We start from the raw sequence: 25,599 nt of genomic DNA on the forward strand, positions 1-25,599 counted from the left end.
GGTTTTAGGATCGATCAAGCGGCGAAGTTTGCTGGGAAAACTGCTCGAAAGACGGTGCTCGCCAAGCACGATGGAAATCCCAAATGCCTTGCGCACCGGCCACCGCGTCAGCGGTTTAGTTCAACGTGAAGTAGACGACAAATGTCGCCTCTGGCGTCTTACACGACTGTCGCATAAGCCGCCAAGATGTGCTAAGTTGCTGTATATAAATACAGTAATCAAGGAGTTTTGCGTCATCATGTCGTCTACCCTTCTTGCGGCTCCCCCCTCGTCGCCCCGCTTGTTGGATCAGGTTCGGGAGCGGATCAGGGTCAAGCATTACAGCCTGAGAACCGAGCAGGCTTATGTGGGATGGATTAAACGCTACATCTTCTTTCATGACAAGCGGCATCCGCGGGACATGGGAAAGGTGGAGGTGGAGGCGTTTCTGGGCGTGCTGGCAGTAGAGCGCAACGTGAGCGCGGCCACGCAAACCCAGGCTCTGTCGGCGCTGCTCTTTCTGTATCGGGATGTGTTGGGTATCGAGTTGCCCTGGCTGGATGATCTGGTGCGTGCGAAGAAACCCAAGCGCTTGCCCTCGGTGTTGACCCGCTCCGAAGTGTCGGCCCTGCTGGGTGCGATGGATGATCCGGACGTCGTACTTCCTGCACGGCTGCTGTATGGCGGTGGGCTGCGGCTTCTGGAATGCCTGCGTTTGCGGGTGAAGGATGTGGACGTGTCGCGGAGGGAGATTCTGGTGCGCGATGGCAAGGGGCAGAAGGACAGGGTCACGATGCTGCCGGAAAGCCTGGTGCCGCAGATGCAGGTGCAGATGGAAACGGTCAGACAACTGCATGCCAGGGATCTGGCAAACGGGCATGGGGAGGTGTGGTTGCCTGATGCACTGTCAGTCAAATATCCGGGCGCGGCCAGGGCGCTGGGTTGGCAGTACATGTTTCCGGCGGCGGGGTTTTCGAGTGACCCGCGGAATGGAGCGGTGCGCCGCCATCATCTGGATGAGCGGCGGGTTCAGCGGGCGGTCAGGAAGGCGGCAGAAGTCGCCGGCATCGTCAAAATGGTGTCGCCGCACACGTTTCGTCACTCATTCGCCACGCATCTGCTGGAGTCGGGCTACGACATCCGCACGGTGCAGGAGCTGTTGGGGCACGCCGACGTGAAGACCACCATGATCTACACCCATGTGCTCAATCGCGGTGGGCGCGGGGTGGTGAGTCCGCTCGATGCGGTGCGGTGAGTGTGTTGGCGGGGGCTTTGGTGTGGTGCAGCTGGGCGGGCGTGGGCGAATGAATTCGCCCCTACAAAGGCATCAGATCGTGTGGGCGTTGTAGGGGGAGCATTCGCCCGCCGGGCCTGATTGGGGCTTGGCTGGGCAGTGTACGGGGAGGTCGAATGACTTCGACCCCGCCAAAAGAAAACCCCCGATTCGCCGGGGGTCTGGGCTCAGTAAATCTCCCGCGTCTCCAGAAACTTTATGTCCGGAAACCGTTCCTGGGCCATTTGCAGGTTCACCCGGTTGGGGGCGAGGTATACGTAGTCGCCGTTGCCGTCGAAGGCCATGTTGGCGGGGGATTTGTCGGCCAGGGTGCGCAGGTCGGCGTCGGAGCCGCGCAGCCAGCGGGCGGTGGCGTAGCTGCAGGATTCGAACATCACGTCCACGCCGTATTCAAACTCCAGCCGGTGGGCCACCACGTCGAACTGCAGGGTGCCGACGGCGCCGAGGATGAGTTCGTTGGTGGTGGTGGGGCGAAAGAGCTGGGTGGCGCCTTCCTGGGCGAGCTGTTCGAGGCCCTTCTGAAGTTGTTTCATCTTCAGGGGGTTCTTGATCTGGGCGCGGCGGAAGTACTCCGGGGCAAAGCTGGGGATGCCGGTGAACTGCAGGTCTTCGCCTTCGGTGAAGGTGTCGCCCAGGTGGATGGTGCCGTGGTTGGGGATGCCGATGATGTCGCCGGCGAAGGCTTCGTCGGTGGTGTTGCGGTCTTGCGCCATGAAGGTGATGGCGTTGTTGATGGCGAGGCTCTTGCCGGTGCTCACCTGCTTGAGCTTGCCGCCGCGCTCGAAGCGGCCGGCGCAGACGCGGATGAAGGCGATGCGGTCGCGGTGCTTCGGGTCCATGTTGGCCTGGATCTTGAACACGAAGCCGGAGAACTTGGGCTCGTCGGGCTGCACCTGGCGGCTCTTGGAGGGGCGGGCAAGGGGGGCGGGGGAGAGGTCCACCACCGCGTCCAGCAGGCTTTGTACGCCGAAGTTGTTGACTGCCGAGCCGAAGAACACCGGGCATTGCTTGCCGGCCAGGTAGGCTTCCCGGTCGAAGGTGTGGGAGGCACCGCGCACCAGCTCGATGTCCATGCGCAGTTCGTCGGCCTGGTCGCCGATCAGTTCATCCAGGCGCGGGTTGTCGAGGCCCTGGATGATCTCGGAGGTGCCTTTTTCTGCTTGGGGGTCGAAGAACTGGACGCTGTCGTTGTAGAGGTGATACACGCCGCGGAAGCGCTTGCCCATGCCGATGGGCCAGGTCATGGGGGCGCACTGGATGCCCAGCACCGATTCGATTTCATCGAGCAGCTCGATGGGCTCGCGGCCTTCCCGGTCGAGCTTGTTGATGAAGGTGATGATGGGCGTGTCGCGCAGGCGGCAGACGTTGAGCAGCTTGATGGTCTGGGCTTCAACACCGTTCACCGAGTCGATGACCATGACCGCCGAGTCTACGGCGGTGAGGGTGCGGTAGGTGTCTTCGGAGAAGTCTTCGTGGCCCGGGGTGTCGAGCAGGTTGATGACGCACTCCCGGTAGGGGAACTGCATCACCGATGAGGTGACCGAGATGCCGCGCTGCTTTTCCAGCTCCATCCAGTCGGAGGTGGCATGGCGTGCGGCTTTGCGGGCGCGGATTTCGCCGGCCACCTGGATGGCGCCGCCGAACCACAGGAGCTTTTCGGTCAGCGTGGTCTTGCCCGCATCGGGGTGGGAGATGATGGCAAAGGTGCGACGGCGGGCGATTTCCTGGGTGGCGGACATGATGCGCTGCGGAATGCTGAAAAGCCCGCGATTATACAAGGCCTTGCGTGATCTCCCCAGCCTGTCGCGGCGAGGGGGGCTGTGGGGTCGAATTCATTCGACCGCGGACTTCCGGTGATCGGCTTGCCTGTGGCTCAAGCTACGGAGGTCGAATGAATTCGACCCCACGGGAGCCGTCGCGCTGGCGGTCAGATGACGTGGAACGCGGCTTTCAGAACTCCATCAGCATCAGCCGCCGTCCGCCAGCCTCCCGTTTGCCCATCAGGCGGAAGCCGAGGCGGGCGAAGCGGCGGCTGCGAGCGGTGGATACCAGCAGTCGGCCGCTGGGGTAGTTCTCCATCACCCAGGCGATGCGTGTGGCGATAAGGCTGCGGGCGATGCCTTGGCCGCGGGCATGCTCGGCGACGGCCGACAGGTAAAGGATGTGGGTGTCGCTGGCCCAATCGGCGGCCTTGATGCCGCCCACGCCCACCACTTCGCCGTGCTGGCGGCAGATGAAGAAGTGCCGATAGAAGGGCGGTGCTGCCGTCTGCAGCTGTTCGAGAATGCGCGTCATGCCGTAGCGCTCGGGGTCGGCGAAGGCGCTTAGCAGGATGTGGGCCGCCGCCTCACGTGTTGCGGAGTCGGTGGCCTCCAGGGGGCTGATGTGCAGTTCGCCCTTGGGCGCGGCGGTGTCGATAGCGATCTCCTTGCCTGCCGGGTGGCCGGGCTGGACGCTATTGAAGCTGCACGATGTTGCAGCCGTGTTGCGGTGCGCTCGGTGGGCAGGCGCTCAGGGCACGACGAAGAAGCGATACTTGCGGGGGAGGTTGCTGCGCAGCTGGATGGGGCCGGTGCGGGTGCGGCCGGCGGCGCCGGGTTCGCGGGTATAGACCTTGACGTGGGCCGAGGGCTCGGTGAGCAAGCTGTCGGCATCGCAGCGGATCACGCCGCCTTCCGTTTGCCGGTTGATGCACTGGGACAGCCAGGCCGGGCCGGTGAGGGGCGGCTCGGGCGGTGCTTCCTCGACAATGATTTCGGGGCCCTTGGTGGCGGCGGGTTTGTCCGTCTTGGCAGGGGCCTTGTCGGGAGCTTTGTCGGGGCGGGACGGGGCCTTGGGCCGGGGGGGAGCGGGGCGGGTGGCGCTGCCCGATGTGGCGTCGTCCCGGCTGCTGCCGGTGGCTGCGGGGTTGGCGTCCGGTGTGGTGGTGACGGGCGCGGTGGAGCAGGCCCCGAGGATGCAGGTCGTCAGGGCGGCGGCGAGAGAGAGGCGGAAAGCGCTTGAAGTCATGGGTCGCAGGCTTGGCAGCGCGCGATCTTAGCATGCCCGGCTGTCTCCCCTGGAGCGATACAAGTGCGGGCGGGAGGCTGGCGGCCCGGCGCCGGCTTCAGAAGGGGCGGGCCAGACGGGCGGAATTCTTTGGATCGCGGAACACCAGGGGGCGCACCGTGCCGGGCTTTTCCGCGTCGGCCAGGGCGGTTTCGATGAGGCGGTGGTTGGGGGATTTGGGGCACACCGGGTCGGTGGCGTCGGCTTGGCCGGTGAGCATGAAGGCCTGGCAGCGGCAGCCGCCGTGGTCCTTGTCCTTGTCTTCGCAGCTCTGGCAGGGCTCGGGCAGCCAGGCGGTACCCCGGAAGCGGTTGAAGAGGGGCGAGTCGTGCCAGATCCAGTCGATGCCGTGATCGCGCACATTGGGAAACGTCAGCCCCGGCAGCATGCGGGCGGTGTGGCAGGGCAGGGCAAGGCCGTCGGGGGTGACGGAGAGAAAGACTTCACCCCAACCGTTCATGCATTTCTTGGGTTTCTTCGTCTGGTAGTCGGGGGTAACGAAGAGGATGCGCATTTTCTTGCCCAGGCGGGCTTTCCAGCGCTCGGTCACGGCTTCGGCCTCGGCCAGCTGGGCGGCGGTGGGCATCAGGGCTTCCCGGTTGAGGAAGGCCCAGCCATGGTACTGGGTGTTGGCCAGCTCCAGGTATTCGGCGCCGATCTCCACGGCCATCTCGATGATGCGGTCAAGGTGGTCGATGTTGGTCCGGTGCAGCACGCAGTTGATCACCGTGGGGTAGCCGGCGGCCTTGGTCATGGCGGCTACCTTGCGTTTCAGGTCAAAGGTGCGGGTGTTGGTGATGAGGTCGTTGGCCTCGCGGGTGGCGTCCTGGAAGGAGAGCTGGATGTGGTCCAGGCCGGCGTCCTTCAGAGCGGCGAGGCGGGCTTCGGTGAGGCCCACGCCGGAAGTGATGAGGTTGGTGTAGAAGCCAAGCTGACGGGCTTCGCGGACGAGGATCTCGATGTCGTCCCGGACCAGTGGCTCGCCGCCGGAGATGCCGAACTGGGCGGCGCCCAGGGCGCGGGCCTCGCGGATCACCTTGAGCCAGTCGTCGGTGGACAGCTCGGGCCCGGCCTGGGCGAAGTCCACCGGGTTGTAGCAGAAGGCGCAGTGCAGGGGGCAGCGGTAGGTGACCTCGGCCAGCAGCCACAGGGGGCCGGGGCGGCGCTGCAGGGCGGCGGGCGGAACGAGCAGGGTGTCCATCAGTCGGTGTTCCAGGTGATCCAGTTCTGGGCGTCGGCCATCTCAAGGAAGGCCTCGACTTCGGCGGCCAGCCCACTGGCGTTGAAGGCGGCCTCCAGGTCGGCGACGATCTGCGGCACCGTGCGTGCGCCATCACAGCGCTTGAGAATCTCCCCCGCGCTCTGGTTGAGCTTGACCATGCCCTCGGGGTAGAGCAGCACATGGGCCTGCTGGGCGGGCTCCCATTGAAAGCGGAACAGGCGGTTGATGGCGGGGCGGGCGGAGTCGGCAGTCATGGCAGCGTGGGGTCGAATTTATTCGACCTCGGAGGTGGATCATCGGAAAAACGGTCGAATGAATTCGACCCCACGGGGATGCGATCAGGCGGTCTGTGCCAGCCCGTACTTGATCATCATCGCGTCGTTCATGGACCACAGGATGTCGAGCTTGAACTTGAGGATGTCCAGGGCGCGTTCCTGCTGGGCGCGGGTGTCGAAATAGGCCAGGGTGATGGCCAGCCCCTGTTCCACGTCGCGGCGGGCCTGGGTGACGCGGTTGCGGAAATATTGCAGGCCCTCGGTTTCGATCCACGGGTAATGCTCGGGCCAGTTGGCCAGACGCTGCTTGTGGATGGTGGGCGCGAAGAGTTCGGTGAGGCTGGAGCACACCGATTCCTGCCAGGGGCGCTGGCGGCAGAAGTTGAGGTAGGCGTCGCAGGCGAAGCGCACGGCGGGAATCACGTGGCGCTGGTCGACGATCTCTTCGCGGCTGAGGCCGACGGCCTGGCCCAGGCGCAGCCAGGCCTCGATGCCGCCCTCGTCGTCGCCGTGGCCGTCGTGGTCGAGGATGCGCTGGATCCACTCCCGCCGCACTTCCCGGTCGGGGCAGTTGGACATCACCGCCGCGTCCTTCTGGGGAATGATGATCTGGTAGTAGTAGCGGTTGGCCACCCAGCCCTGGATCTGCTCCTGCGTGGCCTTGCCGGTGTTGAGCATGACGTTGAAGGGGTGGTGGATGTGGTAGGCGCTGCCCTTGTCGCGCAGCTGCGCTTCGAACTCTTCCGGCGTCCAGGGGCGAGGGGAGGTATGGCTCACAGGTCGATCTCCATGCCGTCGTAGGCCACCTCGATTCCGGCGGCGGTGAGGGTTGCCCGTTCCGCCGACCGGTCGTCGAGGATGGGGTTGGTGTTGTTGATGTGGATGAGGACGCGGCGGATGTGCCGGGGCAAGCGGGCGAGTTGTTCGATCATACCGCCGGGGCCGCTCTGGGCCAGGTGGCCGATGTCGCGGGCACGCTTGGTGGACAGGCCCATGGAGATCATCTCGTCGTCGGTCCAGAAGGTGCCGTCCACCATCACGCAGTCAGCATTGCGCATGGCGGCAAATACCGCATCGTCCACCTCGGCGAGGCCGGGGGCGTAGAACACGCGACGGCGGGTGATCGGGTCGTGAATGCACAGGCCCACGTTGTCGCCCGGCTCCGGCCTTCCCCGGTGGGGCGAATAAGGCGGGGCGGCCGACAGCAGGGGGAGGGCCTGCCAGTCCAGGCCCTCGCTGCCTTCCGGGTGGAAGGGGGCGCCATGGGCGGGCAGGGGCCGGCGGTCGATGCCGCAGTAGTGTTCGAGCAGATGCAGGATGGGGTTGCCCCGGGTCAGGTCTTCATGGACCGGGTCGGTGCACCACACGGGCCAGGGGCTGCCTTTTTCGCGCAGCATGTAGAGGCCGGTGGTGTGGTCGATCTGGGCATCCACCAGCACGATGGATTCGATGCCGCAGCCGCGCAGCCCGCCCGTGGGCCAGCTGCCCGGAAAGGCCTGGAACTGCTGGAGGATGTCGGGGGAGGCGTTGACCAGGGTCCAGCGGGCGCCGTCGGCGCTCACGGCAATGGATGACTGGGTGCGAGGCTGAAAGGCGCTGTGGCCTTCACGCACGGCCTTGCAGTTGCGGCAGTTGCAGTTCCACTGGGGAAAGCCACCGCCTGCGGCCGAGCCGAGAACACGGATTTTCATGGGGAGCGGGGAGATGGCGTGGAGGGGGTGCCGGCCTCGGGGGGCGAGGCCGGCACCGGATGCGGATTACTTGGCCGCGATGTACATAGTGATTTCGAAGCCGAAACGCAGGTCGCAAGCTTGGGGGGTGGTCCAGGTCATGGTCAGTCTCCAGTATTTGAGTTGGGTTGATCCGGCCAGCGCGATGCATGACCGTGGAGCGCAGTGTTGCAAAGGCCGGCATACTCCCGCCTCACGAAAATCATGATTCGCGGTGTGTGCCGCGTCCGCCGATCGCCATGTCCGTCGAAGCCGGTTTCCATTTGCCCGTGGGAGAGGGGCATTGCCTGTGGGTGCAGACCCTCGGCCAGCCCGGTCACGAGCCGGTGGTGGTGGTGCATGGCGGGCCCGGCAGTGGCTGCAGCCCGCGCTTTGCCGAGCTCTACGACCTGGCCTGGCAGTACGTGGTGTTGCCCGATCAGCGCGGGGCCGGGCGGTCGACGCCGGCAGGGGGGCTCGGCGCCAACACCACCACGCACCTCGTTGCCGATCTGGAAGCCCTGCGCCGCCATCTGGGTCTTGCCCGCTGGCGGGTGACTGGCGGATCGTGGGGGGCGACCCTGGCCATGGCCTACGCGGCGGCCCATCCGCAGGCGGTCATCGATCTGGTGTTGCGCAGTGTGTTTGTTCCGTCGCGAGCGCGGGTGGATGCCTTCTTTGCGGGCGGGCCTTCCCTGGAGGTGCTGGCGGCGGGCCTCGACCAGCCTAATCCCGCGCGGGCCCGGGCGGCGGCCCTGGCCTGGTGGCAGCATGAGGCGGCCATGAGCGGGGCCTCGATCCCGGCCCCGCCCGACACATCGGCCCTTGAGCGCCTGGTGCTCAAGTACCGGCTCCAGGCCCACTACCTGCTGGCCGACTGCTTTCTGGGCGAGGCCGGCTTTGACGCGGCCTGTGCCCGCCTGGCCGATCAGGCCCTGCCTGTCACTCTGATCCACGGCCGTGATGACCGGGTGTGTCCGCCAGAGAATGCCTTGTGGGTGCATGCCCGCTTGCCCGGCAGCCGTCTGGTGTGGGTGGAAGGCTGCGGGCACGACCCCTTTCACACCGCCATGCAGGCTGCCTGGCGGGCGGCTCTGCAGCCCCGACCATGACACCATGCCCCGACACCTGCTTTACCTGATCGTCTTCATCGAGGGTTTTTGCTCTCTTGGGGCCGAGGTCATCGCCCTTCGCCGGCTGGTGCCCCATGTGGGTAGCGCCATCGTCATCACCGCACCCACCATCGGCCTGTTTCTGCTGGCCCTGGCACTGGGCTATGCCTCGGGGGCCAGGGTGAGTGAGCGCTTCACCACCGTGGTGGCGCGCAATTTTCTGCTGTCGGCCCTGCTGGTAGGCCTGGGCCTGGCCCGGGTGACGGTGGATGGCCTGTTTGCCCACCTGCAGCCGGTGGGGGTGGCCTATCTGCTGTTCATCGGCGGGGTGCTGTGCCCGGTGGCCTGGCTGCTCGGGCAGACCGTGCCGGTGCTCACCAACCTGATGAAGCACATGCGCACCGGCGAGGCCAGCGGCTACGCCCTGTACTGGTCCACCCTCGGCTCCTTCCTGGGGTCGGTGAGCCTGTCGCTGCTGGTGATGCAGTGGCTGGGAGTGTCTGTGGCGGTGCTGGTGTGTGCCCTGCTGCTGGCGGTGGGCAGCCTGCAGCTGGCCGAAGCGGGGTGGCGACGCTGGGGCTTGGCCATGAGCACCGGGCTGGCGGCCACAGCCATCAACCTGTTTCCGCCTACGGCGGTGCTGGATACCGCCTACGCCGATTATGCCGTGGAGGGGGTGAGTCTGGCGGACCACACCGATCCCCGCGCCTTCTTCGTCAACAACTCCCTGGCATCCCTGGTGGACGACAGCGCGCCGCCGCGCTACGCCCGCTACGTGCAGCACCTGCGCAAACTGCTGCTGGAGGATCTGGCCTTCGAAGGGCGCTCGGTGCTGGTGCTGGGGGCCGGCGGCTTCACCCTGTCCCACCAGGAGCCCACCAACCGCTACACCTATGTGGACATCGACCCGAAGATCCGCGAGATCGCCGAGACGCGCTTCCTCAGGGCGCCGATCCGCGGCGAATTTGTGGTGGATGATGCCCGGCGCTACGTGCGCGCCACGGCCGAGCGTTACGACGCGGTGGTGGTGGATGTGTTCAGTAGCCATACCTCCATCCCCGGCCACCTGGTGACCCGGGAGTTCTGGCAGGACGCCCGCCGGGCCCTGGTGCCGGAGGGGGTGCTGGTGGCCAACCTGATTCTCGACGGCAAGCTCGAAACGCCCTATGCCCGCAACCTGCTGGCAACCATCGAGAGCGTGTTCGGGCGCTGTGGTGTGGACGTGCTGCACCGGGGCCGGCCCCTCTCCAATGTGATCGTGAGTTGCTACGCCAGCAGCCGGCGGGGCGAAATCACTCTCTATTCCGATGAGCGCAACGGGGCCGATATGGACCTGGCACGCTCCCGATGAGCAGCGATTCTGGGTAATTGATTCGGGTCAATGAGGCGGTGGGGCAGGGCGGCATACGATCCGCTCCACAACCCGCTGGACGGGTTTTCCGATACCCAACATTCAATTAAAGAGAGCCCCATGCTGACGCCCCGACTCCTCCCCCTGATTCTCGTTGGTCTGCTGGCCGCCTGCGGCAAGTCTGAAGCGCCGCCCGCCGCCGCGCCTGTGGCAGCACCCGCGCCGGTAGCCGCAGCGCCGGCTCCCGCCCCCGCTGCTGCCGATGGCGGAAAGGGCGCCGACATTTTCAAGAAGACCTGCGCCATGTGTCACCAGACTGGCGTGGCCGGAGCACCCAAGCTCGGCGACAAGGCCGACTGGGGCCCGCGCATTGCCCAGGGCAATGACACGCTCTACAAGCACGCCATCGAGGGCTTCAACGGCAGCAAGGGTGCCATGCCGCCCAAGGGAGGCAGCCCGTCCCTCAGCGACGATGAAATCAAGGAAGTGGTGAACTTCATGGTTGCCAAGGCCCAGTAAGAGGCGCTGCGCCCGCCGATCAGATCCTTGTCTCTTTCTCACCTCAGCGCGTAACCCCCCACGCGCCCAGACCCGGTCGCCACCATGCGGCCGGTTTTTTTTGCCTGTCGCCAGCAGGTGACGATGACAGCCGCTATCCGGCGACTATCCTGAGATTCGGAGCCGGCAACATGCTCGGACGACACGGGAGGCGAAGATGGAGATCCAAGCGGCGGTAGGGGCCTGGGAGCGAGGCGCGCAGAACCAGCGTCAGGACGTCGAAACCGTACAGTCGGCCCTGACCCGACTGGCCCGTCAGCCCGGCTGGGAGGGCGCCGACCCGGAGGGCGTGGACGGGAGCATTGCCCGCCCACCGCGCAAGTCGGCCACAGTGAAGGCCATTCGGGCCTTTCAGGCGGCGGCAGGGCTGGAGGCCAGTGGACTGCTGACGCCGGAGGGGGATGGCTGGCGCCGGCTGGTGCAGTTGCTGGCAGACACACCGCGGCCACCCGGTGGCGACGTGGTTTTCCCCTTCGCCAAACCGGCCGTGGCCGACTGGACCCACCCACCCCGTTCCTTCGGCTCGCGGCGCAGCGGAGGGCGGCGTGCCCATGCGGGCTGCGATCTGTACGCCCCGGTGGGGCGTGCCATCCACGCCGTGCGGGACGGGGTGGTGATCCGCGACCCCTATGCCTTCTATGCTCAGACTGACGCGCTGGAGATCGACCACGGGGATTTTGTGATCCGCTACGGCGAGATCAAGCCTGATTGCGCCCTGCGCAAGGGTGAGCAGGTGACGGCCGGGCAGGTGATTGCGCGGGTGGGGTTGCTGGTGGGCATCCAGGTGCCCAGTGCCATGTTGCACCTGGAAATGTACGACGGCAGTGGTTCGGGCAGTCTGACGGTGACCGAGAAGCTGTCGGCGCGCACCGCCGACGGTGTGCCCTTCCTGCGCCGTGCCGATCTGCTGGACCCGACTCCTTTCCTCAACGAATGGCGCAAATGGCTGGCGGGCACATGAGGCCCGTGTTTGCGCTGGTTGGGTGGCTGCTGGCCGGCCCGCTGCTCGCCGCCTCGCCCTGCGAGTCGGGGCCGCCGGCCGCTGCCGGGGATGCTGTCCTGCTGCTGGATTTTGACGGTGACGGCAGGCAGGACCGGGTGTGGTTCCTGCCTGCCGGTGCCCTGCCGGATGCCCGCGGGCGGGCCGCCGACCCGTGGCGGCGGGTGCAGCGCTCCCTTGATCCGAACGCCGCGCTGCTGGTGGTGGACAGGGGGCGGGGCAGCGCCGCCTGCGTGCTGATCCAGAACCGGCGCTTTTTTGCCACCCCGATCTGGGAGGACGGGCCGCCGCCTGTCGGGGTTCTCCAGCGCAGTTCGGCCCAGGCCCGCGCCTGGCGGGGGATGACTCGGGGCTGGCGGGGAGAGGGCGTGCTGCTGGGGACCGAGGCGGGGCCTGATCTGCTGCTCTACTGGGACGGCCGTCAGCCCCGCATTGCCCTGGGGCGCGATCTGCCCTGAGGCTCCACTTGAGGGAGGAAAGAGCCATGCCTGTGCAATTCAAGTATGCCCGGGACTTCATCATCGGCGGGCCGGGGGCGGCCCAGCTGACGCCCAGCTTCCAGCTGCGCGAGTACGCCCGCCACGACGGGACCGTCTACATCCACAGAGAGCTTGCGGGCGCCGTCCAGGTGCTGCGGGATGCTATAGGCATGCCTCTGCAGATCGACTCGGTGCTGCCGGCCGAGGGGCTGGGGGCCGGGCTGGAAGGGCGCTTCGTGTGGGTGACGGCGGCACGGTTGGCAGAAGTGCACAAGTCGGCCAGCCGCTTGGCCCAGGAGGGGCATTTCCGGCAGGTGGAGCTCCGGGGCGGGCGGATCTACCTGGAAATGCCCGATCCTGCGGCGTTGCCGGCCATGCGCCCGGAGCTGGCCATTGCCAACGCCCTGCGGGTGACGGCTGCCTTCGAAACCAGTGGCGATCCGTTTCAGCAGGTGACCGGCAATTTCGATGGGGCGGGGTTGTCTTTCGGGCCCCTGCAAGTCAATCTCAAGACCGGCACCTTGCAGGAGCTGTTCCGGCGCTTCGAGGCCCGCAACGGCCCGGCCCTGCAGGCCTGTTTCGGCGGCCTGTGGCCCGCGTGGCAGGCCATGCTGCGCCTGCCCAGCCGGGCCAGGCAGATCGCCTGGGCCGACGCCCTGAGCCGGGGTGGGCGCAAGACCGACTTCGACCCGGCCTGGAAGGCGGCCCTGCAGGCGGTCGGGCGTACGCCCGATTTCTATGCAGAAACCCTGGCTTATGCTTACGACGTGTACGGGCGCAAGCTCATCGCCGCCCTGTCGTGGTTGCATGGCCTCAAGCCGATCCGCATCGACAACCTGCGCTGCCTGGCGTCCCTGTACGACCTGTGCGTACAGCAGGGCAGCCTGGACAAGGCCCGGGACGCGATCCGGGCGCGGGTGGAGCGGGAAGGCCCCACCGATCAATTTGCACTGACCCGCATCGCCGTGGAGGAGCGGGGCAAGACGGCACTGCCCGAATGGCGCGCCGATTGCGTCAGCCGGCGCCTGTGCATCCTGGAGCGGGGGCCGGTGGTGGTGAGCCTGAGCAGCAAATCTGCCGAGCGCGAGAACCCCCAGCTCTACCTGCTGCGCAATGCCCCGGTGAGCCGGATCGAGCAGTATCTGCTGTAGGGGAAGGGGTTTGTTCCTGTTGCGTGGTTCAGTGGCGGTGTGCGCCGCTCAGGCTCTTGATGAGCTCCCGGGTGATGTCGGGGTATTGCAGCACTCTGCCGCCCTGGGCCTTAATGTGGGCGTCGGCAGCTTCGCGGGTGGCGAAGGCGGGGAGGTTGGGGTCGTTCATGGGGCCGAGGGCCTTGGAGCCCTGAACGTAGAAGGCTTTTTTTGCATCGACCCAGGCTTTGGTGGCGTAGTCGGCGACCCAGATCGCGCCCACGTCGGCGGGCTTGTGCTGCTTGTCGAAGACGATCATGTTGTTGAGGAAGCGGAACATGTCCACTGGCGAGTCGAAGGTGCTGGCGGTCTGGTCGTTGAAGACGATCTGCCCCATCCACTGGGGTGTGCGGTAGGGGTACATGCCGCACACCGGGCAACGGGTGGAGCGCTGTACGTACTGGGGAGAGAGGTCGGCCGCGGCAACGGGGGTGGCCGGAGCCAGCCCGAGGAGGGTGGTGGCGAGCACGGCGCAGAGGAGGCGGAGCATCATGGTTGGGGGCTTCCGGTTGAGGTGCCAAGCAGCGGATCGGCCAGGATGGCGGTGATGAGCCGTTGCAGGTTGTCCCAAGGGGCGGCGCCAGGCACGGTGAGTGGGTCGTGGTGCAGCATGCCGTCAGCGCCGTGGAGGTGGTTGGGGTAGGTGGCCAGATCGGCGTGCAGGGGGGCCGTGTCGATGCGCAGCTCGGCTTCTCCCCACACCCAGGTGAACGCGTAGGCGTGGGGGTCGGCCACCCGGGCTTCCAGGCTGACGCCGTTGGCGAGGTGGGTGATGAGGGCATCGAGCTTGAGCTCCACGGCGCCTTCCAGGTGTTCGCCGAAGTGCTCTTCAATGCGCACGGCCAGATCGGGGTGCATGCTCATCGTCCCTGGCTCTCTTCGATGCGGGCGGCCAGATCGGCGCGCACCTGGGTGCCCAGGTCGGTGAGGATGCGGGCCGACAGGTAGTGCTCGTAGGACGGATGCTCGGGCAGCTCGCCCCGGCGGATGCGGTCGAGGGCCTGGGCGGCATCAGCAGCGCCCAGGCGGGCAAGCATTTTGTCGCGGGCGACGCGGACTTCGTACATGAGCCGGGCGATCTGCTCGATCTCCATGGCATCGTCGGGCGGCAGTTGGTTGTAGAACGGGTCCATCGGCTTACATCCTCTGGTCGTGGAGGGCGCCGCCGTCGAGGCGGGCCATGTCGGGGGTGATCTCGACATAGGGATAGACCTTGCCCCCTTCGGCGGTGGCGAACTTCTGGGCGCCTTCCCGGGTGCCGAAGGACGGGATGGTGGGCCCCATGGCACCACGCTTCTTCGAGCCGACCACGTAGAAGGCGGCTTTGGCATCAATCCAGGCGCCCTTGGGGGCAGCCCAGTCGGCCTTGTCCATGTCCTGCACGTAGGCGGCGGCCACTTTGCGCGCTTGCTCGGGCTTGAGCAGCAGGGAGAACATTTCGGTGGTGTCGCAGAAGAACTCGGGTTCGGGCTGGCCGGCGTAGTGGATCTGGGCCTTGGGGCCGGGGTAGTCGGCGAGGAGCATGCCGTCCAGGGCGCAATAGGTGTCCTGGGCAATCTCTCTGGGGGTGATGCTGGTGGTGCTGGACTGGCCACAGGCGGCGAGCAGACTGGCCGCCACCAGCAGCACGGCGGTGTGGGCAACGAGGGGCGGGATTTTCATCGTTCGAATCTCCAGATGGCCACTGCGAGGGGGCCGACGATCCAGGCGAGCATGACGCCGCCGAGGGTGGCGGGGTTGCTCAGGGCTTCGGGAAAGACGGTGGCAAGGCCGTACAGGGTGCGCACCTCATCCAGGCTGAAGACGTTGAGGATGCGGAACACGTCGGCGGGGTTGAGGAGTAGCAGGTAGGGAAACACGGCGCCGCCGTATTCTCCGGCGGTGACGACCAGGGCGCCGAGGATCAGCAGGTCGAAGACCAGCACGAAGAAGAACCAGGTGCCGATGGCGAGGCCCGAGGCCCGGGTGCGGTCGGCGGCGAACACCGACAGCATCACGGCCAGGCTCAGAAAGGCGAAACCCAGCAGAATGGCCGAAGCCATGAAGCCAATGTAGTGGAAGAGGGCGCCCAGGCTGAGGCTGGGGGACAGGATGACGCCCACCGCGCCGAAGCCGGCGATGGTGGAGAAGGCCAGCGCCCCGCCGAGGCCGGCGTATTTGCCGAGGATCAGCTCCTTGCGGGTGATGGGCAGGGTGAGCAGCAGGTCGAGAGAGCCGCGTTCGCGCTCGCCGACGATGGCGTCGAAGCCGAGAATCAGGGCGATCAGGGGGATCAGGTAGATAACCAGGCTGACCAGGGAGGCGATGGTCACGTCGATGGAGCGAAAGCCCACCGCGCCCTGCTGGGCAGCGCCGAAGTAGGCGATGACCAGGGCAAAAACGGTGAACACGATGGAGACCGCCAGCACCCAGCGGTTGCGGATGCGGTCCCAGAACTCCTTGCCGGCGACGATGCCGATCTGTCTGAAGTCGATGGAAAGCATGGGCTCAGTTCCGGTAGCCGAAGAACACGTCCTCAAGGGACGGCTCGCGGACGTGGAGGTCGCGCAGGGTGTCGCCCAGGGTGGCCAGGCGGGTGAGGGCGGGCATCTTGGCGTCCCGGGCGAGGCGGATGTGGAGCACGCTGCCAGCATCAAAGATGCCTTCGATGGCAAGGCCTTCCAGGGCGCGGGCGACCTGCTCGCGCAGGCCGGCGCCGCCAGCGATCTCGAGAGTGAGGGGCAGGTTCATGGCCTCGCGCAGGGCCTGGACGGTACCGGTGGCGCGGATCTGGCCGCCTTCCATGATGGCCAGGCGGTCCACCCGCTCCTGGATCTCGGCCAGGATGTGGGAGGTGAGGACCATGGTTACGCCTTCGTCCCGCAACTCGCGCAGGATACGGTAGAAGTCGCGGATGGCACCGGGGTCGAGGCCGGTGGTGGGTTCGTCGAGAAACAGCAGGCGGGGTTGGCCGAGCAGGGCCTGGGCAAAGCCGAGGCGCTGGCGCATGCCCTTGGAGTATTCCCGAACCCGGCGGCTGGCGGCTTCGGCCAGGCCGACCTTGTCGAGCAGGCCGGCACATTCACGGCGCGGCACGGCCTTGAGGTCGGCGAAGAAATAAAGGGTCTCAAGGCCGGTGAGGTTGTCGTAGAGGACGACGTTCTCCGGCAGGTAGCCGATCTTGCGCCGGGTCTCGCGAAAGCGCGGGCCGGTGATGGGTTCGCCGTCGAGGTGGATGGTGCCTGAGGTAACGGGGATCAGGCCGAGCATCATCTTGAAGAGGGTGCTCTTGCCGGCGCCGTTGTGGCCGATCAGGCCGAAGAGTTCGCCGGGGGCGATGGATAGATCGACACCTTTGACGGCCTGAATGGTGCCGAAATCCTTGGTCACCCCGCGGGCTTCAACGATAGTGCTTGCCAAGCCAGTTTCTCCAGTCGGAATGTTCGGGGCGCATGCGCGGTTTTGGGTCCACGATGCTGGGGGCGCGCAGCAGCGGAAACTGCTGGGCGATGAGGCGCAGGGTCTGAATGGCCGGGCTGGCCAACAGCAGCTTGACCATCGGGTGGCGCCAGGACAGGCGATCTACCATGTCGTTGGCCTCGTAGGGCACGTCGCCGTGGCCGTCGCCGTTACGGTCCCAGCCCACATAGTTGCTCCAGTGGTTGCCGCTCTCGGCGCCCCATTTTTCGTCCCTGGAGGCGACGTATTTCACCTGCTCGCGGTTGGAGATGAAATCGTTCTTCTCCACTACGTTGCGTACCGAGCCGGCCCACACGTGCATGCCCACTTGGTTATCCACCACCAGGTTGCCGCGCAGGGTGTTGTATTCGGCGTCGTAGATGAAGAAGCCCCGGGCGTTGCCGGCGACGATGTTGTTCTCCACCACGGCGTCCTGGATGGTGCGCAGCATGATGCCGTGGTCGGAGTTGCCCCATGCCCGGTTGTTGCGCACCACCTGGTCACGCACTTCCATCAGGGCCAGGCCGCCCCGGTTGTAGTAGGTGTCGTTGTCTTCCCACAGGTTGCGGTAGGAGTTCATGTAGTGGGTGCCGTAGCGGCTGTGGTGCATCCGGTTGCCGCGGAAGATGGCATCGTGGGACACGTCCACATAGATGGCATCGCGCACGAAGCTGATGTTGTTGCGCAGGATACGGGCGCCAGTGGTGTTGTAGAGCTGAATGCCGTTGCCCCGCTGGGACGAGTCCAGATCGCGTTTGCCAGTGATGAGGTTGTCCTCGATCACCACATCCTTCGCCTTCTCGATCCACAGGCCGAAGAGGGTGTAGGTGAAGTCGCAGCGGCTTACCCGTGCCCGGTGGCTGCCGGGCTGGATGTAGATGCCGGCGTTCTGTTCGCCCAGATCGGCGCCGGAGTCGGCGAGGATAAAGCCGTCGACGCTCACATCCTCGGCGGCCACGCGGAGGGTGTCGCCCTTGCCGAGGCCGTCGATGGTGGGCCGGCCCTCGCCGATCAGGCGCAGGGGTTTGTCGATGCGCAGATTGCCAGGATAGTGGCCACGGGCCACGCGGAGGGTGTCGCCGGCAGCAGCCTTCTGGATGGCTGCCTGGATGGAGTCACCCGGTTTTACCTGCCATTCGGCGCTGGAGACAACACCGGCGTGTCCTGCCAGCATGGCGGCCAGCGTCACGGCGGCTAGGCTGTAGCGGGGTCGGTACGAGGAGGTGGGGGCTGGGGGCATGACGGAATGTGGAGCTGACTGGGCCGCAGTGTGCGGCGGAATGTCGCGGCTGGCCTTGATGCAGGTGAAGTCGTTGCGGCGATCACACCATGATGCATCAAGGGGATGCCGTGGGGGCTGCAAGGGAGGACAATGTCGCCATGGATGCAGTGGGACTGCAAAGGAGAAGACCATGAGCAACAAGCATCGGCATCTCCTGGAGTCAATCTTCAGGGAGCCCATCAGCAGCAACATCCAGTGGCGGGAGGTGGAATCCCTGCTACATCACCTGGATGCCCTGGTCGAGCCTGGCCACGGAGCGCGCTTTCGGGTGGTGTTGAATGGCCATGAGTTCTTCCTGCATCACCCCCATCACGGTAATGAGTTCGGCAAGCAGGACGTCAAGCACCTGCGGGAATGCCTGGCGGCATCAGGGGTAACGCCCTCGGCCTACACCGAGGCCGGGCGCTGAAGGCTGCGGAGGCGCGCTGCGCCTCCCGGGCTACAGCTGCAGGATGCCGGCGCTCTTGAGGCCGATGAAGAGTGCGGCACCGATGAGCAGGTTTTTGAAGCTCACGTAGCACAGCATGTCCATCACCGAGGCCCTGCGATACAAGTGGCCCCACCAGGGGCCTTCCTTCACGTAGGGTTTGGCGTCCAGCCGTACCAGCACCTCGAATACGCTCCAACCGAACCACCAGCCAATGATGGCGCCGGCCGAGAGGTGGCCCAGGGCGGCCATCACCCAGGCGACGGTGGCCGCCAGGGCCAGGGCAAAGCCAGCGCCCTGGATGGCCTTGCGGGCGGGCTGGCCTTTGCCGGCCCAGGGCCACAGGTGGTCGCGGAGTTCGGCAAGAAGCCAGCCGAAGCCGCTGGCCTGGTCGTAGGGCGGGTGGCGCAGTTCGTTCTTGTCTGCGATGGTCATGCGGCCGCTCCTTCTTTTTTCGTGTTCGCCGGTGCCGGGTGGATGGGGATGAAATAGCCCTTGCCATTGATGGGGGTGAGCGGCTGGCCGGCCTTGTCACGGCGCTTGCGCTCCTGGGCCAGGGGTGGGCAGGCGTGGTCATCGTAATAAAGCACCATGCAGTCCAGGCACAGCATGCATTCGCGCTGGTCGATGTTGCCCTTGGTGTCGATGGCCAGGGAGCCGCAGCCCTTGGCGCAGGCCTTGCAGCTGGTGCATTCGTCCTTCCGCTTGAGGCCGAACCAGCGGAAGGTGGTGGGCATGGCCAGGGCGGCGCCCAGGGGGCACAGGTATTTGCAGAAGGGCCGCTCGGTGAAGATGGACAGGCCCAGCAGGCCGCCGGCAAACAGGGTGTAGGGCCAGCTGCGGTTGAAGAGGCCGACCAGGAAGGTGGTCTTGAAGGGTTCGACCTCGGCCAGCTGTTCGGCCAGCCCCATACTGAAGAAGGACACCGCCAGCAGGCCGAAGAACACCGCGTACTTCACCCACTTGAGCTTGTCGTGCAGCGCCTGGGGCAGGTGGAACTGGAAGCGCTTGAGGCCGACGGCCTGGCCGATCTTGTAGAGCAGCTCGGACAGGGAGCCGAAGGGGCACAGCCAGCCGCAGAACAGTCCACGGCCCCACACGAACACGGTGACGATGATGAAGATCCAGAAGATGAAGATCAGCGGATCGGACAGAAAGAGCTCCCACTTCCACTGGAACAGCAGGCTGTGGAACCAGGTGAGCACCTGGGTGATGGACGGCTGGGCCATGGCGTAGAAGCCGACGAAGCCGATGCTGAGCACCCAGCCGGTGTATTTGAAGGCGTTCACCGGCCACTTGTTCTTGCGATCGGCCCGGCGCACCAGCTTGTCGCGGCTGGCGTAGGCGGCGGCGATGACGAGGAGCAGGGCGGTGAAGGCGATGATCTCCACGACCTTGTCCTTCCACACTTTCAGCCAGGTGGGGTCGGGCTTGACCACCACGGGCCGCCCGCCTTCCAGGTATTTGTCGGCCAGCCAGTATTCCCGGTCGAAGTTGGCGAAGGTCTTGGCGGCGGTTTCCTTGTCGATCTTGTTGCCCAGAAAGACCAGCTTCCACGGGTAGGCGGCGGAGAAGCTCTTGCCGCGGATGATGAAGATGGCGGACTCGTTGAAGGCCGGGGCGCCGGCGGCCGAAATGCCCCACAGGTTCACGTAGTCCAGATCGCGGAAGGTGAAGCCGTCCTTGTCCTGGCGCACCTGGACCCGGTCGTAAAGGCCGCCGCGCACGAAGCCGGAGCCCTTGAAGGAGTCCATGCTGTTGTTGGCGACGATGAAGATGGCGTGCTCGCCTTCCTTGAGGCGGCCCATCAGGCTGTCGTAGCCGTCCTTGCCGAGGATTGCGTGGCCGATGGTGGGTTGGTTGAGATAGCCAAACCACAGGTCCATGTAGGGGCGTCCATCGCTCTTCAGGCCCACCTCTTCGGGCTTCACGGTGAGCCGCTGGACGCTGCCGTCGGCCACCAGGTCGGCCCAAGAGGGTGTGGCGGTGGATACCGGGAAGCGGGCCTGGGGGCGGTTGACCGGTTTGAGGATGCCCACCTGCTTGGCCACCTCGCTGCCGCTGGTCATCATCACCTGGTTCTGGGCGATGACGGTGACGGTGGCGCCGGTGATGGCGTCGAGGCCGATGAGGTTTTCCTCGGGGCGTGACTTGCCGATCTCGATGTTGTCGCCCACGAACTTGCCCAGATACTGGTTGTTGAACTTGACCAGCGCCGACTCGGGGATGCCCAGCAGCAGGATGGGCTCGGAGTGCTTGAGGATCTTCACTCCGGTGAACTTGCCCGCCGTGTCCATGCCGATCAGGGTGACCACCGGCTTGCCGGAGTAGGCGGGGATGTCGGTGATGTCGGTGGATAGCATCACGTAGCCGAGGAGCTTCTTCTGCCCGGCTTCGTCCTTGTAGGCTTCCACGTACCAGGGTTGGCCCTTGCGCTCGGAGAAGGTGGTGGCGCCGGGAATGACGTCCTTGCACGGCGCGTAGTCGCACATGCGGGGGGCCGTGGCGAGCTCCGGGGGCAGCTTGACCTCGTAGGTGTCCGCTTGGGAGGCGGCAGGTTGCAGCAGGGTGGCGCATAGGGCCAGCCTGCCGGCAATCGCGCTCAGGAGGCGCAGGGCTTTCATCGGAGGACTCCGCTGTTCAATCAGAATGTGCGCGGATTCTGATGATTCGGCCGGGCGCTCACCTTAAGCTGAGTCAATTTGCCACAGCAGCCTGGGGCCCGCAGCGGAAACGAAAAAAGGGGAGACGCGAACGCCTCCCCCAAGTACTTCATTTATCGACCTTTTTGACGAGTGCCGATTACCTCTCGACGATCATCCGGGTACGCATCTCGAGGTGCAGTGCATGGCAGAAGTGCGTGCAGTAGCACCAATACACCCCGGGTTTGTCGGCCTTGAAGGTGACCGACTTGGTCTCCTGGGGATTGACGATGAAGTTGATGTCGTACTTTGGAATCGCAAAACCATGGGTGAGGTCTTCCACCTTGTCCAGGTTGGTGAGGATGAGCGTGACTTCATCACCTTTCTTGACCTTGAACTCACGCAGGCTGTACGCCGGGGCCTGGGAGACCAGTTTGACCGTGACTTTGTTGCCGTTGCGGAATACGCCGGACTCCTTGGGGTCCTTGACGGCATTGGGGAAGTCATCGACGTTGAATACCTGGCGGGTCTTGATCTTTTCGCGCTTGACGATCACGAAGTCGTGGGGTTCGGGGTAAACCGGGTGGTCAGCCAGCATCGTCATCTTCTCACCGCGGATGTCGATGAGTTGCTCGTTCTCCGGGTGCAGGGGGCCGACGGGCAAGAAGCGATCCTTGGAGAACTTGCAACCCACGGCGAGGAACTGGCCACCGGCTTCCTTGGTCTCGCCCATGTCGGCGCTGATGTGTCCCGGCTGGTACTGCACATCGATGCGGTCAACCACGTATTTGATGTTCTTGTCGCCCGCGTGGAACTTGATGGCGGCATCCACGTTCCATTTGACGATCTGGCTGTCGAGGAAGAGGGTGGTGAATGCGTTGCCGCGGCCGTCGAAGGTGGTATGGAGAGGGCCAAGGCCGAGCTCGATCTCGGCAACGATGCTCTTGTTGATGTCGTCGAGCGTTCCGTCCAGAAACGCTTCCACCTTGGCCAGTTCGATGACCGTGCCGGTGGGCGAGAGCTTGCCGGAGCAGATGAAATACTTGCCGTCCGGGCTGGCATTGACGCCGTGGGGGTTTTTCGGGACCGGGACATAGCAGGTGAGCGCAGTCTTCGGGTCCTTGTTGGCGCCCCGAGTGCCATCGACCACCGGCACCTTGCTGTCGCCTATGGTGGTGAAGCGGCCGTCCTTGATGGCTTTTTCGATGCGCGCTACATCGAAGAACACGCAGGCGTCCTTCTCGGCGGACATCATGTCCTCGTAGTGGGCGCCGCCCTCGACGTTGTATTGGTTGGCGGCGGCCAGGCGGCCGTTGTACGAGGTTGCGACCAGGTCCATGTTGCCATCGACGCGGCATTGCCAGCGCACCTCCATGGTTTCCGCGTCGACGCAGGTGAACAAGGTGCCGTACTTGGAGGTATCGTCCATGTCCCGCCCGTCGTTGGGGTGTGGGATGTGGAACTCGTTGCCACAGAACACCCGGGTGGTGCGGTTTACAGACTGATCCACCGGATCGCGCTTGTCCGGGAAGATGCCGTGGAAACCCTGGATGTTGGGGATCTCGGTAATTCTGTCGCACTCGAAAATGTCGCCACGGATGCGGGCGACCCGGCCGTGGATCTTGTCGTTAACCCAGAAATACCGGCCGTCATAGGTGCCATCGGTATAGGAACCATGGACGTGATGGGTGTCGCCGGTCTTGTATCTCAGGTTGCCGTCGGCTCGGGTTCCGATGATGGCCTTCGATTCATTGGTGATGCCCCAGCCGCTCATGCAGTCGATGTTGAAGGTCGGTACCCGCTTGATCTCGCGGCCGGACGGAAGGCCGAGGATGCGCACTTCGCCGGAGTGGCCGCCTGACCAGACGCCGTAGTAGGTGTCCAGCTGGCCTGGTGCCGGGTGAAGGTTGAGTTCGCCGGCAGCCCCAGCGTGGGCGGCAGGTGCTGCCGCGGCGCCCGGCTGGGGGGCAACCGGAGCAGACTCCTGCTTGCACGCCGACAGTCCCACAGAGAGGCCGGCGCCGGTGAGGCCGGCGAGGGCGGCGGTATTCAGGAACTTGCGGCGTCCCGGAACCATGTCTTGGTCGTCGTGCTTGATGTCTTGTGTGCTCATTGCGGGTCTCCGTGTGCCCCTAAGCCGAGGGCGAATAGGCCGCGCCGCGGGGCGGGCGTTGCTGGATGGACGGCGCAGGAGAGGTGGAGCCGGGGTGCGGTGTTTTGCCCCTGCGACAATCCGTCGCAGCGCACTCTAGGTGTGGGAGACCCGAAAGAAATTGACGCTGGGCAAGAATCGCGAATGACCACCGGAAATCAGCGAATTTTCCGGATCTCTATTAGAAAATGCTGAAATATAAGGATAATTTTGCCGCAGAAAGGTGCTTCGCCATGCCTGTAGCAGGGAAGGAGCCGTCAGCTACGGCTGGTGCTGCCGGCCTGCAGCAGGACCAGCAATGCACCGTCGCCACCGTCGTGGGGCCTGGCCTGGCAGAAGGCGAGGATGTCTTCCCGCTGGGCCAGCCAGCCCCGGGACAGGTGTTTGAGCACGGGCATGCGGCCTGGTGAGCCGTGCCCTTTGCCATGGATGACACGCAGGCAGCGCCGTCCCTGCTGCAGAGCCAGGGCGATGAATTGGGCCAGGCTGGCGCGGGCCTCGTCGCGGGTCAGCCCGTGTAAATCCAGCTCACCCTGGACGACCCAGCGGCCCCGGCGCAGGTCGGTGAGCACCCGGCGGGGCAGGCCGGTGCGCAGATAGGCAGCCTCGTCGCCGGTATCGAGGCGGTCTTCGAAGCTCAGCGGGGCTTCGATGGCCTCACGCAGTACTTCACGCTCGTCCTCCTCGCGTTGGCGTGGCCGCGGGGCGGGCGCCGGGCGCTCAACGTCGGCCAGGTTACGGTCCTTCAACGGGGCAACGGCCCCGGCCACCTGGCGGAAAAGTTCGGCAGGGTCGTGGGTGAGCTGCTCGTCGAGCAGGCTGGGTGGCGGCACCCAGCTGTCAACGGCGCGGACCTGAGGGTTGGCCCGCTGGCGTTGCAGGCTCAGGTCTACCCGGTTGAAGTCCTTGATCGGGGCGACTTCACCGAGGCTGGCGCGGAACACGGCTATCGGGTCGCTCTCGTCGACTCGGGGGGGGCGCTGGGAGGCCTCGGGTTCGGGTTCTGCAAGCCGGGGGCGCGGCACGGGAGCCGGCTTGGGTCGGGCCAGATCAGCCTGACCACCCCCTCGCACCGGTTGGACGGCTCCCACCTGCTGACGGAAGAGGCTGGCGTCGTCCGCTTCTGCGGGCGGGCGGGCTGCTTCCGGCACGCGGCGCGGCTTGCCGGCAAGGGCCTTGACGACGGCCTTGCTGGGCACCTGTTTTCTGATGGCCTTGAGAGCGTCGAGTCCGGGGTTGTGCTTGTCCTTGCCCATGGCTTGCGAAAAGGGGGTCCGGAAAATGGAAACGGACCGGGAGGCCCGGTCCGTCATGTGGGGTGATGGCTTCAGCTGGCGAGGCCGAGGCTGTCCAGGTAGCGCTCGGCGTCCAGTGCGGCCATGCAGCCGGTGCCGGCGCTGGTGACGGCCTGACGGTAGATGTGATCCTGCACGTCGCCGGCGGCAAACACGCCGGGGACGCTGGTGGCGGTGGCGTTGCCCTTGCGGCCGCTCTGGGTGACGATGTAGCCGCCTTCCATCTCCAGCTGGCCTTCGAAGATGTCGGTGTTGGGCTTGTGGCCGATGGCAATGAACACGCCCTTCAGGTCGATGTCCTTGGTGGCGCCGGTTTTGGTGCTCTTGATGCGCATGCCCGTCACGCCGGTCTTGTCGCCCAGCACTTCATCCAGGGTGGAGTCCAGCTCCAGCACGATCTTGCCGGCGGCAACCTTCTCCATGACCTTGTCGATCAGGATGCGCTCGGCCTTGAACTTGTCGCGGCGATGCACCAGGGTCACCTTGCTGGCAATATTGGCCAGGTACAGCGCCTCTTCGACGGCGGTGTTACCGCCACCGATAACGGAGACCTCCTGGTTGCGGTAGAAGAAACCGTCGCAGGTGGCGCAGGCGGATACGCCCTTGCCGGAAAAGGCCTCTTCGGAGGGCAGGCCGAGGTACTGGGCGCTGGCGCCGGTGGCGATGATCAGCGCGTCGCAGGTGTATTCGCCCGCGTCGCCCACCAGACGGATCGGCTTTTCGGCCAGATGCGTGGTGTGGATGTGGTCGAAGATCATTTCGGTGTTGAAGCGCAGGGCGTGCTTTTCAAAGCGCGCCATCAGCTCCGGGCCTTGCACACCGTCCGCATCGGCGGGCCAGTTGTCCACTTCGGTGGTGGTCATCAGCTGGCCGCCCTGGGCGATGCCGGTGATGAGCACGGGGTTCAGGTTGGCGCGGGCGGCGTAGACAGCAGCGCTATAGCCGGCGGGGCCGGAACCGAGGATGAGCAGCTTGATGTGACGTGTGGCCATCTTGATGGGTCTTTCGAGTGTCTGGAGCAAGGGAGACAGATTATAAGGCGCTCCGTTCCCCGGGGGGCAGTCCGGCCCGGGAAAGGGACGGGCTTCGCTGCTTCCGGCCGGGGCGCTATGTACCCATGTCCTTAGATGCGCCTCAAGTTTGATT

At 65.5% G+C, this 25,599-nt stretch carries 28 protein-coding genes; 8 read left to right on the forward strand and 20 right to left on the reverse strand.

Annotated elements, in window-relative coordinates:
• Nucleotides 1-238: 238 nt before the first annotated feature.
• Nucleotides 239-1,234: an integron integrase gene (locus tag PHI64_RS10060; protein WP_299882203.1), complete on the forward strand. Its 996-nt coding sequence runs from the start codon at nucleotides 239-241 to the stop codon at nucleotides 1,232-1,234.
• 206 nt (nucleotides 1,235-1,440) lie between these two features.
• On the opposite strand, the gene PHI64_RS10065 is transcribed toward PHI64_RS10060, so the two are convergent.
• The 8 genes from PHI64_RS10065 to pqqA form a co-directional block, all read right to left on the reverse strand.
• Complete coding sequence (locus PHI64_RS10065) at nucleotides 1,441-3,012, reverse strand: peptide chain release factor 3 (RefSeq protein WP_299882205.1); 1,572 nt, start codon at nucleotides 3,010-3,012, stop codon at nucleotides 1,441-1,443.
• Between the two features lie 211 nt (nucleotides 3,013-3,223).
• Nucleotides 3,224-3,568, reverse strand: a complete 345-nt coding sequence (locus PHI64_RS10070; protein WP_299882207.1) for a GNAT family N-acetyltransferase — start codon at nucleotides 3,566-3,568, stop codon at nucleotides 3,224-3,226.
• A gap of 216 nt (nucleotides 3,569-3,784) precedes the next feature.
• Entirely contained in the window at nucleotides 3,785-4,282 is a 498-nt protein-coding gene (locus PHI64_RS10075; RefSeq protein WP_299882209.1) for a hypothetical protein, read from the reverse strand.
• Between the two features lie 97 nt (nucleotides 4,283-4,379).
• Nucleotides 4,380-5,522, reverse strand: coding sequence for a pyrroloquinoline quinone biosynthesis protein PqqE (gene pqqE, locus PHI64_RS10080; protein WP_299882211.1), 1,143 nt, complete (start codon nucleotides 5,520-5,522; stop codon nucleotides 4,380-4,382).
• Nucleotides 5,522-5,797: a pyrroloquinoline quinone biosynthesis peptide chaperone PqqD gene (gene pqqD, locus PHI64_RS10085; RefSeq protein ID WP_299882213.1), complete on the reverse strand. Its 276-nt coding sequence runs from the start codon at nucleotides 5,795-5,797 to the stop codon at nucleotides 5,522-5,524. Before pqqD ends, pqqE begins: the two co-directional genes overlap by 1 nt.
• A gap of 84 nt (nucleotides 5,798-5,881) precedes the next feature.
• Nucleotides 5,882-6,595 (reverse strand): pyrroloquinoline-quinone synthase PqqC, encoded by a 714-nt coding sequence (gene pqqC / locus PHI64_RS10090; RefSeq protein WP_299882215.1) that lies wholly within the window; start codon nucleotides 6,593-6,595, stop codon nucleotides 5,882-5,884.
• Nucleotides 6,592-7,509, reverse strand: a complete 918-nt coding sequence (pqqB, locus tag PHI64_RS10095; RefSeq protein WP_299882217.1) for a pyrroloquinoline quinone biosynthesis protein PqqB — start codon at nucleotides 7,507-7,509, stop codon at nucleotides 6,592-6,594. The genes pqqC and pqqB overlap by 4 nt, the downstream gene beginning before the upstream one ends.
• Before the next feature lie 66 nt (nucleotides 7,510-7,575).
• Nucleotides 7,576-7,650, reverse strand: coding sequence for a pyrroloquinoline quinone precursor peptide PqqA (gene pqqA, locus PHI64_RS23600; protein WP_139379539.1), 75 nt, complete (start codon nucleotides 7,648-7,650; stop codon nucleotides 7,576-7,578).
• 137 nt (nucleotides 7,651-7,787) lie between these two features.
• Between pqqA and PHI64_RS10100 the strand changes: the two genes are divergently transcribed.
• From PHI64_RS10100 to PHI64_RS10125, 6 genes are all read left to right on the forward strand, one after another.
• Nucleotides 7,788-8,639, forward strand: coding sequence for an alpha/beta fold hydrolase (locus PHI64_RS10100; RefSeq protein ID WP_299882219.1), 852 nt, complete (start codon nucleotides 7,788-7,790; stop codon nucleotides 8,637-8,639).
• A gap of 4 nt (nucleotides 8,640-8,643) precedes the next feature.
• Nucleotides 8,644-9,990, forward strand: coding sequence for a fused MFS/spermidine synthase (locus PHI64_RS10105; protein ID WP_299882221.1), 1,347 nt, complete (start codon nucleotides 8,644-8,646; stop codon nucleotides 9,988-9,990).
• A gap of 120 nt (nucleotides 9,991-10,110) precedes the next feature.
• Nucleotides 10,111-10,509 (forward strand): c-type cytochrome, encoded by a 399-nt coding sequence (locus tag PHI64_RS10110; RefSeq protein WP_299882223.1) that lies wholly within the window; start codon nucleotides 10,111-10,113, stop codon nucleotides 10,507-10,509.
• Nucleotides 10,510-10,705: 196 nt separating this feature from the next.
• Nucleotides 10,706-11,509 (forward strand): peptidoglycan DD-metalloendopeptidase family protein, encoded by an 804-nt coding sequence (locus PHI64_RS10115; protein WP_299882225.1) that lies wholly within the window; start codon nucleotides 10,706-10,708, stop codon nucleotides 11,507-11,509.
• Entirely contained in the window at nucleotides 11,506-12,006 is a 501-nt protein-coding gene (locus tag PHI64_RS10120; protein ID WP_299882227.1) for a hypothetical protein, read from the forward strand. Before PHI64_RS10115 ends, PHI64_RS10120 begins: the two co-directional genes overlap by 4 nt.
• A 26-nt stretch (nucleotides 12,007-12,032) precedes the next feature.
• Nucleotides 12,033-13,178 carry a hypothetical protein gene (locus tag PHI64_RS10125; protein WP_299882229.1) on the forward strand — a complete coding sequence of 382 codons (1,146 nt, stop codon included), beginning with the start codon at nucleotides 12,033-12,035 and terminating at the stop codon, nucleotides 13,176-13,178.
• A 28-nt stretch (nucleotides 13,179-13,206) separates the two neighbouring features.
• Here PHI64_RS10125 and PHI64_RS10130 read toward each other — a convergent pair whose 3' ends face one another.
• From PHI64_RS10130 to PHI64_RS10160, 7 genes are read right to left on the reverse strand one after another with little or no spacing between them, the layout of a single operon-like run.
• On the reverse strand, nucleotides 13,207-13,710 hold the full coding sequence (locus PHI64_RS10130) for a nitrous oxide reductase accessory protein NosL (protein WP_299882231.1): 504 nt from the start codon (nucleotides 13,708-13,710) through the stop codon (nucleotides 13,207-13,209).
• Entirely contained in the window at nucleotides 13,707-14,081 is a 375-nt protein-coding gene (locus PHI64_RS10135; RefSeq protein WP_299882233.1) for a hypothetical protein, read from the reverse strand. Before PHI64_RS10135 ends, PHI64_RS10130 begins: the two co-directional genes overlap by 4 nt.
• Nucleotides 14,078-14,350, reverse strand: coding sequence for a hypothetical protein (locus tag PHI64_RS10140; protein WP_299882235.1), 273 nt, complete (start codon nucleotides 14,348-14,350; stop codon nucleotides 14,078-14,080). Before PHI64_RS10140 ends, PHI64_RS10135 begins: the two co-directional genes overlap by 4 nt.
• Nucleotides 14,351-14,354: 4 nt before the next feature.
• The gene (locus tag PHI64_RS10145) at nucleotides 14,355-14,879 is read right to left on the reverse strand and encodes a nitrous oxide reductase accessory protein NosL (RefSeq protein ID WP_299882237.1); all 525 of its coding nucleotides are present in this window, start codon (nucleotides 14,877-14,879) and stop codon (nucleotides 14,355-14,357) included.
• Nucleotides 14,876-15,691, reverse strand: a complete 816-nt coding sequence (locus PHI64_RS10150; RefSeq protein WP_366945174.1) for an ABC transporter permease subunit — start codon at nucleotides 15,689-15,691, stop codon at nucleotides 14,876-14,878. Before PHI64_RS10150 ends, PHI64_RS10145 begins: the two co-directional genes overlap by 4 nt.
• Nucleotides 15,692-15,704: 13 nt before the next feature.
• Nucleotides 15,705-16,616: an ABC transporter ATP-binding protein gene (locus PHI64_RS10155; protein ID WP_299882241.1), complete on the reverse strand. Its 912-nt coding sequence runs from the start codon at nucleotides 16,614-16,616 to the stop codon at nucleotides 15,705-15,707.
• Nucleotides 16,597-17,829, reverse strand: coding sequence for a nitrous oxide reductase family maturation protein NosD (locus tag PHI64_RS10160; protein ID WP_299882326.1), 1,233 nt, complete (start codon nucleotides 17,827-17,829; stop codon nucleotides 16,597-16,599). Before PHI64_RS10160 ends, PHI64_RS10155 begins: the two co-directional genes overlap by 20 nt.
• 238 nt (nucleotides 17,830-18,067) lie before the next feature.
• Here PHI64_RS10160 and PHI64_RS10165 point away from each other — a divergent pair, with 238 nt between their 5' ends.
• Complete coding sequence (locus PHI64_RS10165) at nucleotides 18,068-18,346, forward strand: type II toxin-antitoxin system HicA family toxin (protein ID WP_299882243.1); 279 nt, start codon at nucleotides 18,068-18,070, stop codon at nucleotides 18,344-18,346.
• A gap of 30 nt (nucleotides 18,347-18,376) precedes the next feature.
• On the opposite strand, the gene PHI64_RS10170 is transcribed toward PHI64_RS10165, so the two are convergent.
• From PHI64_RS10170 to trxB, 5 genes are all read right to left on the reverse strand, one after another.
• On the reverse strand, nucleotides 18,377-18,799 hold the full coding sequence (locus PHI64_RS10170; RefSeq protein ID WP_299882245.1) for a transcription regulator: 423 nt from the start codon (nucleotides 18,797-18,799) through the stop codon (nucleotides 18,377-18,379).
• Nucleotides 18,796-20,988, reverse strand: a complete 2,193-nt coding sequence (locus PHI64_RS10175) for a 4Fe-4S binding protein (RefSeq protein ID WP_299882247.1) — start codon at nucleotides 20,986-20,988, stop codon at nucleotides 18,796-18,798. The genes PHI64_RS10170 and PHI64_RS10175 overlap by 4 nt, the downstream gene beginning before the upstream one ends.
• Before the next feature lie 178 nt (nucleotides 20,989-21,166).
• Nucleotides 21,167-23,119 (reverse strand): TAT-dependent nitrous-oxide reductase, encoded by a 1,953-nt coding sequence (gene nosZ / locus PHI64_RS10180; protein ID WP_299882249.1) that lies wholly within the window; start codon nucleotides 23,117-23,119, stop codon nucleotides 21,167-21,169.
• A gap of 296 nt (nucleotides 23,120-23,415) precedes the next feature.
• Nucleotides 23,416-24,414, reverse strand: a complete 999-nt coding sequence (locus tag PHI64_RS10185) for a Smr/MutS family protein (protein ID WP_299882251.1) — start codon at nucleotides 24,412-24,414, stop codon at nucleotides 23,416-23,418.
• A 71-nt stretch (nucleotides 24,415-24,485) separates the two neighbouring features.
• Nucleotides 24,486-25,445: a thioredoxin-disulfide reductase gene (trxB, locus tag PHI64_RS10190; RefSeq protein ID WP_299882253.1), complete on the reverse strand. Its 960-nt coding sequence runs from the start codon at nucleotides 25,443-25,445 to the stop codon at nucleotides 24,486-24,488.
• Between the last annotated feature and the right edge of the window lie 154 nt (nucleotides 25,446-25,599).

Origin of the sequence: Zoogloea sp., from assembly GCF_028689785.1 — a bacterium.
GTDB lineage: Bacteria > Pseudomonadota > Gammaproteobacteria > Burkholderiales > Rhodocyclaceae > Zoogloea.

Bases quoted from the DNA above. Each gene is read 5' to 3' on its own strand.
- nosZ (WP_299882249.1), bottom strand. From the start codon at position 23,119: ATGAGCACACAAGACATCAAGCACGACGACCAAGACATGGTTCCGGGA.
- PHI64_RS10130 (WP_299882231.1), bottom strand. From the start codon at position 13,710: ATGATGCTCCGCCTCCTCTGCGCCGTGCTCGCCACCACCCTCCTCGGG.
- PHI64_RS10105 (WP_299882221.1), top strand. From the start codon at position 8,644: ATGCCCCGACACCTGCTTTACCTGATCGTCTTCATCGAGGGTTTTTGC.
- PHI64_RS10115 (WP_299882225.1), top strand. From the start codon at position 10,706: ATGGAGATCCAAGCGGCGGTAGGGGCCTGGGAGCGAGGCGCGCAGAAC.
- PHI64_RS10160 (WP_299882326.1), bottom strand. From the start codon at position 17,829: ATGCTGGCAGGACACGCCGGTGTTGTCTCCAGCGCCGAATGGCAGGTA.
- PHI64_RS10060 (WP_299882203.1), top strand. From the start codon at position 239: ATGTCGTCTACCCTTCTTGCGGCTCCCCCCTCGTCGCCCCGCTTGTTG.
- PHI64_RS10070 (WP_299882207.1), bottom strand. From the start codon at position 3,568: ATGACGCGCATTCTCGAACAGCTGCAGACGGCAGCACCGCCCTTCTAT.
- pqqE (WP_299882211.1), bottom strand. From the start codon at position 5,522: ATGGACACCCTGCTCGTTCCGCCCGCCGCCCTGCAGCGCCGCCCCGGC.
- PHI64_RS10100 (WP_299882219.1), top strand. From the start codon at position 7,788: ATGTCCGTCGAAGCCGGTTTCCATTTGCCCGTGGGAGAGGGGCATTGC.
- PHI64_RS10065 (WP_299882205.1), bottom strand. From the start codon at position 3,012: ATGTCCGCCACCCAGGAAATCGCCCGCCGTCGCACCTTTGCCATCATC.
- PHI64_RS10165 (WP_299882243.1), top strand. From the start codon at position 18,068: ATGAGCAACAAGCATCGGCATCTCCTGGAGTCAATCTTCAGGGAGCCC.
- trxB (WP_299882253.1), bottom strand. From the start codon at position 25,445: ATGGCCACACGTCACATCAAGCTGCTCATCCTCGGTTCCGGCCCCGCC.
- PHI64_RS10185 (WP_299882251.1), bottom strand. From the start codon at position 24,414: ATGGGCAAGGACAAGCACAACCCCGGACTCGACGCTCTCAAGGCCATC.
- pqqD (WP_299882213.1), bottom strand. From the start codon at position 5,797: ATGACTGCCGACTCCGCCCGCCCCGCCATCAACCGCCTGTTCCGCTTT.
- PHI64_RS10125 (WP_299882229.1), top strand. From the start codon at position 12,033: ATGCCTGTGCAATTCAAGTATGCCCGGGACTTCATCATCGGCGGGCCG.
- PHI64_RS10075 (WP_299882209.1), bottom strand. From the start codon at position 4,282: ATGACTTCAAGCGCTTTCCGCCTCTCTCTCGCCGCCGCCCTGACGACC.
- PHI64_RS10175 (WP_299882247.1), bottom strand. From the start codon at position 20,988: ATGAAAGCCCTGCGCCTCCTGAGCGCGATTGCCGGCAGGCTGGCCCTA.
- PHI64_RS10170 (WP_299882245.1), bottom strand. From the start codon at position 18,799: ATGACCATCGCAGACAAGAACGAACTGCGCCACCCGCCCTACGACCAG.
- PHI64_RS10140 (WP_299882235.1), bottom strand. From the start codon at position 14,350: ATGGACCCGTTCTACAACCAACTGCCGCCCGACGATGCCATGGAGATC.
- PHI64_RS10120 (WP_299882227.1), top strand. From the start codon at position 11,506: ATGAGGCCCGTGTTTGCGCTGGTTGGGTGGCTGCTGGCCGGCCCGCTG.
- PHI64_RS10110 (WP_299882223.1), top strand. From the start codon at position 10,111: ATGCTGACGCCCCGACTCCTCCCCCTGATTCTCGTTGGTCTGCTGGCC.
- pqqB (WP_299882217.1), bottom strand. From the start codon at position 7,509: ATGAAAATCCGTGTTCTCGGCTCGGCCGCAGGCGGTGGCTTTCCCCAG.
- PHI64_RS10145 (WP_299882237.1), bottom strand. From the start codon at position 14,879: ATGAAAATCCCGCCCCTCGTTGCCCACACCGCCGTGCTGCTGGTGGCG.
- PHI64_RS10135 (WP_299882233.1), bottom strand. From the start codon at position 14,081: ATGAGCATGCACCCCGATCTGGCCGTGCGCATTGAAGAGCACTTCGGC.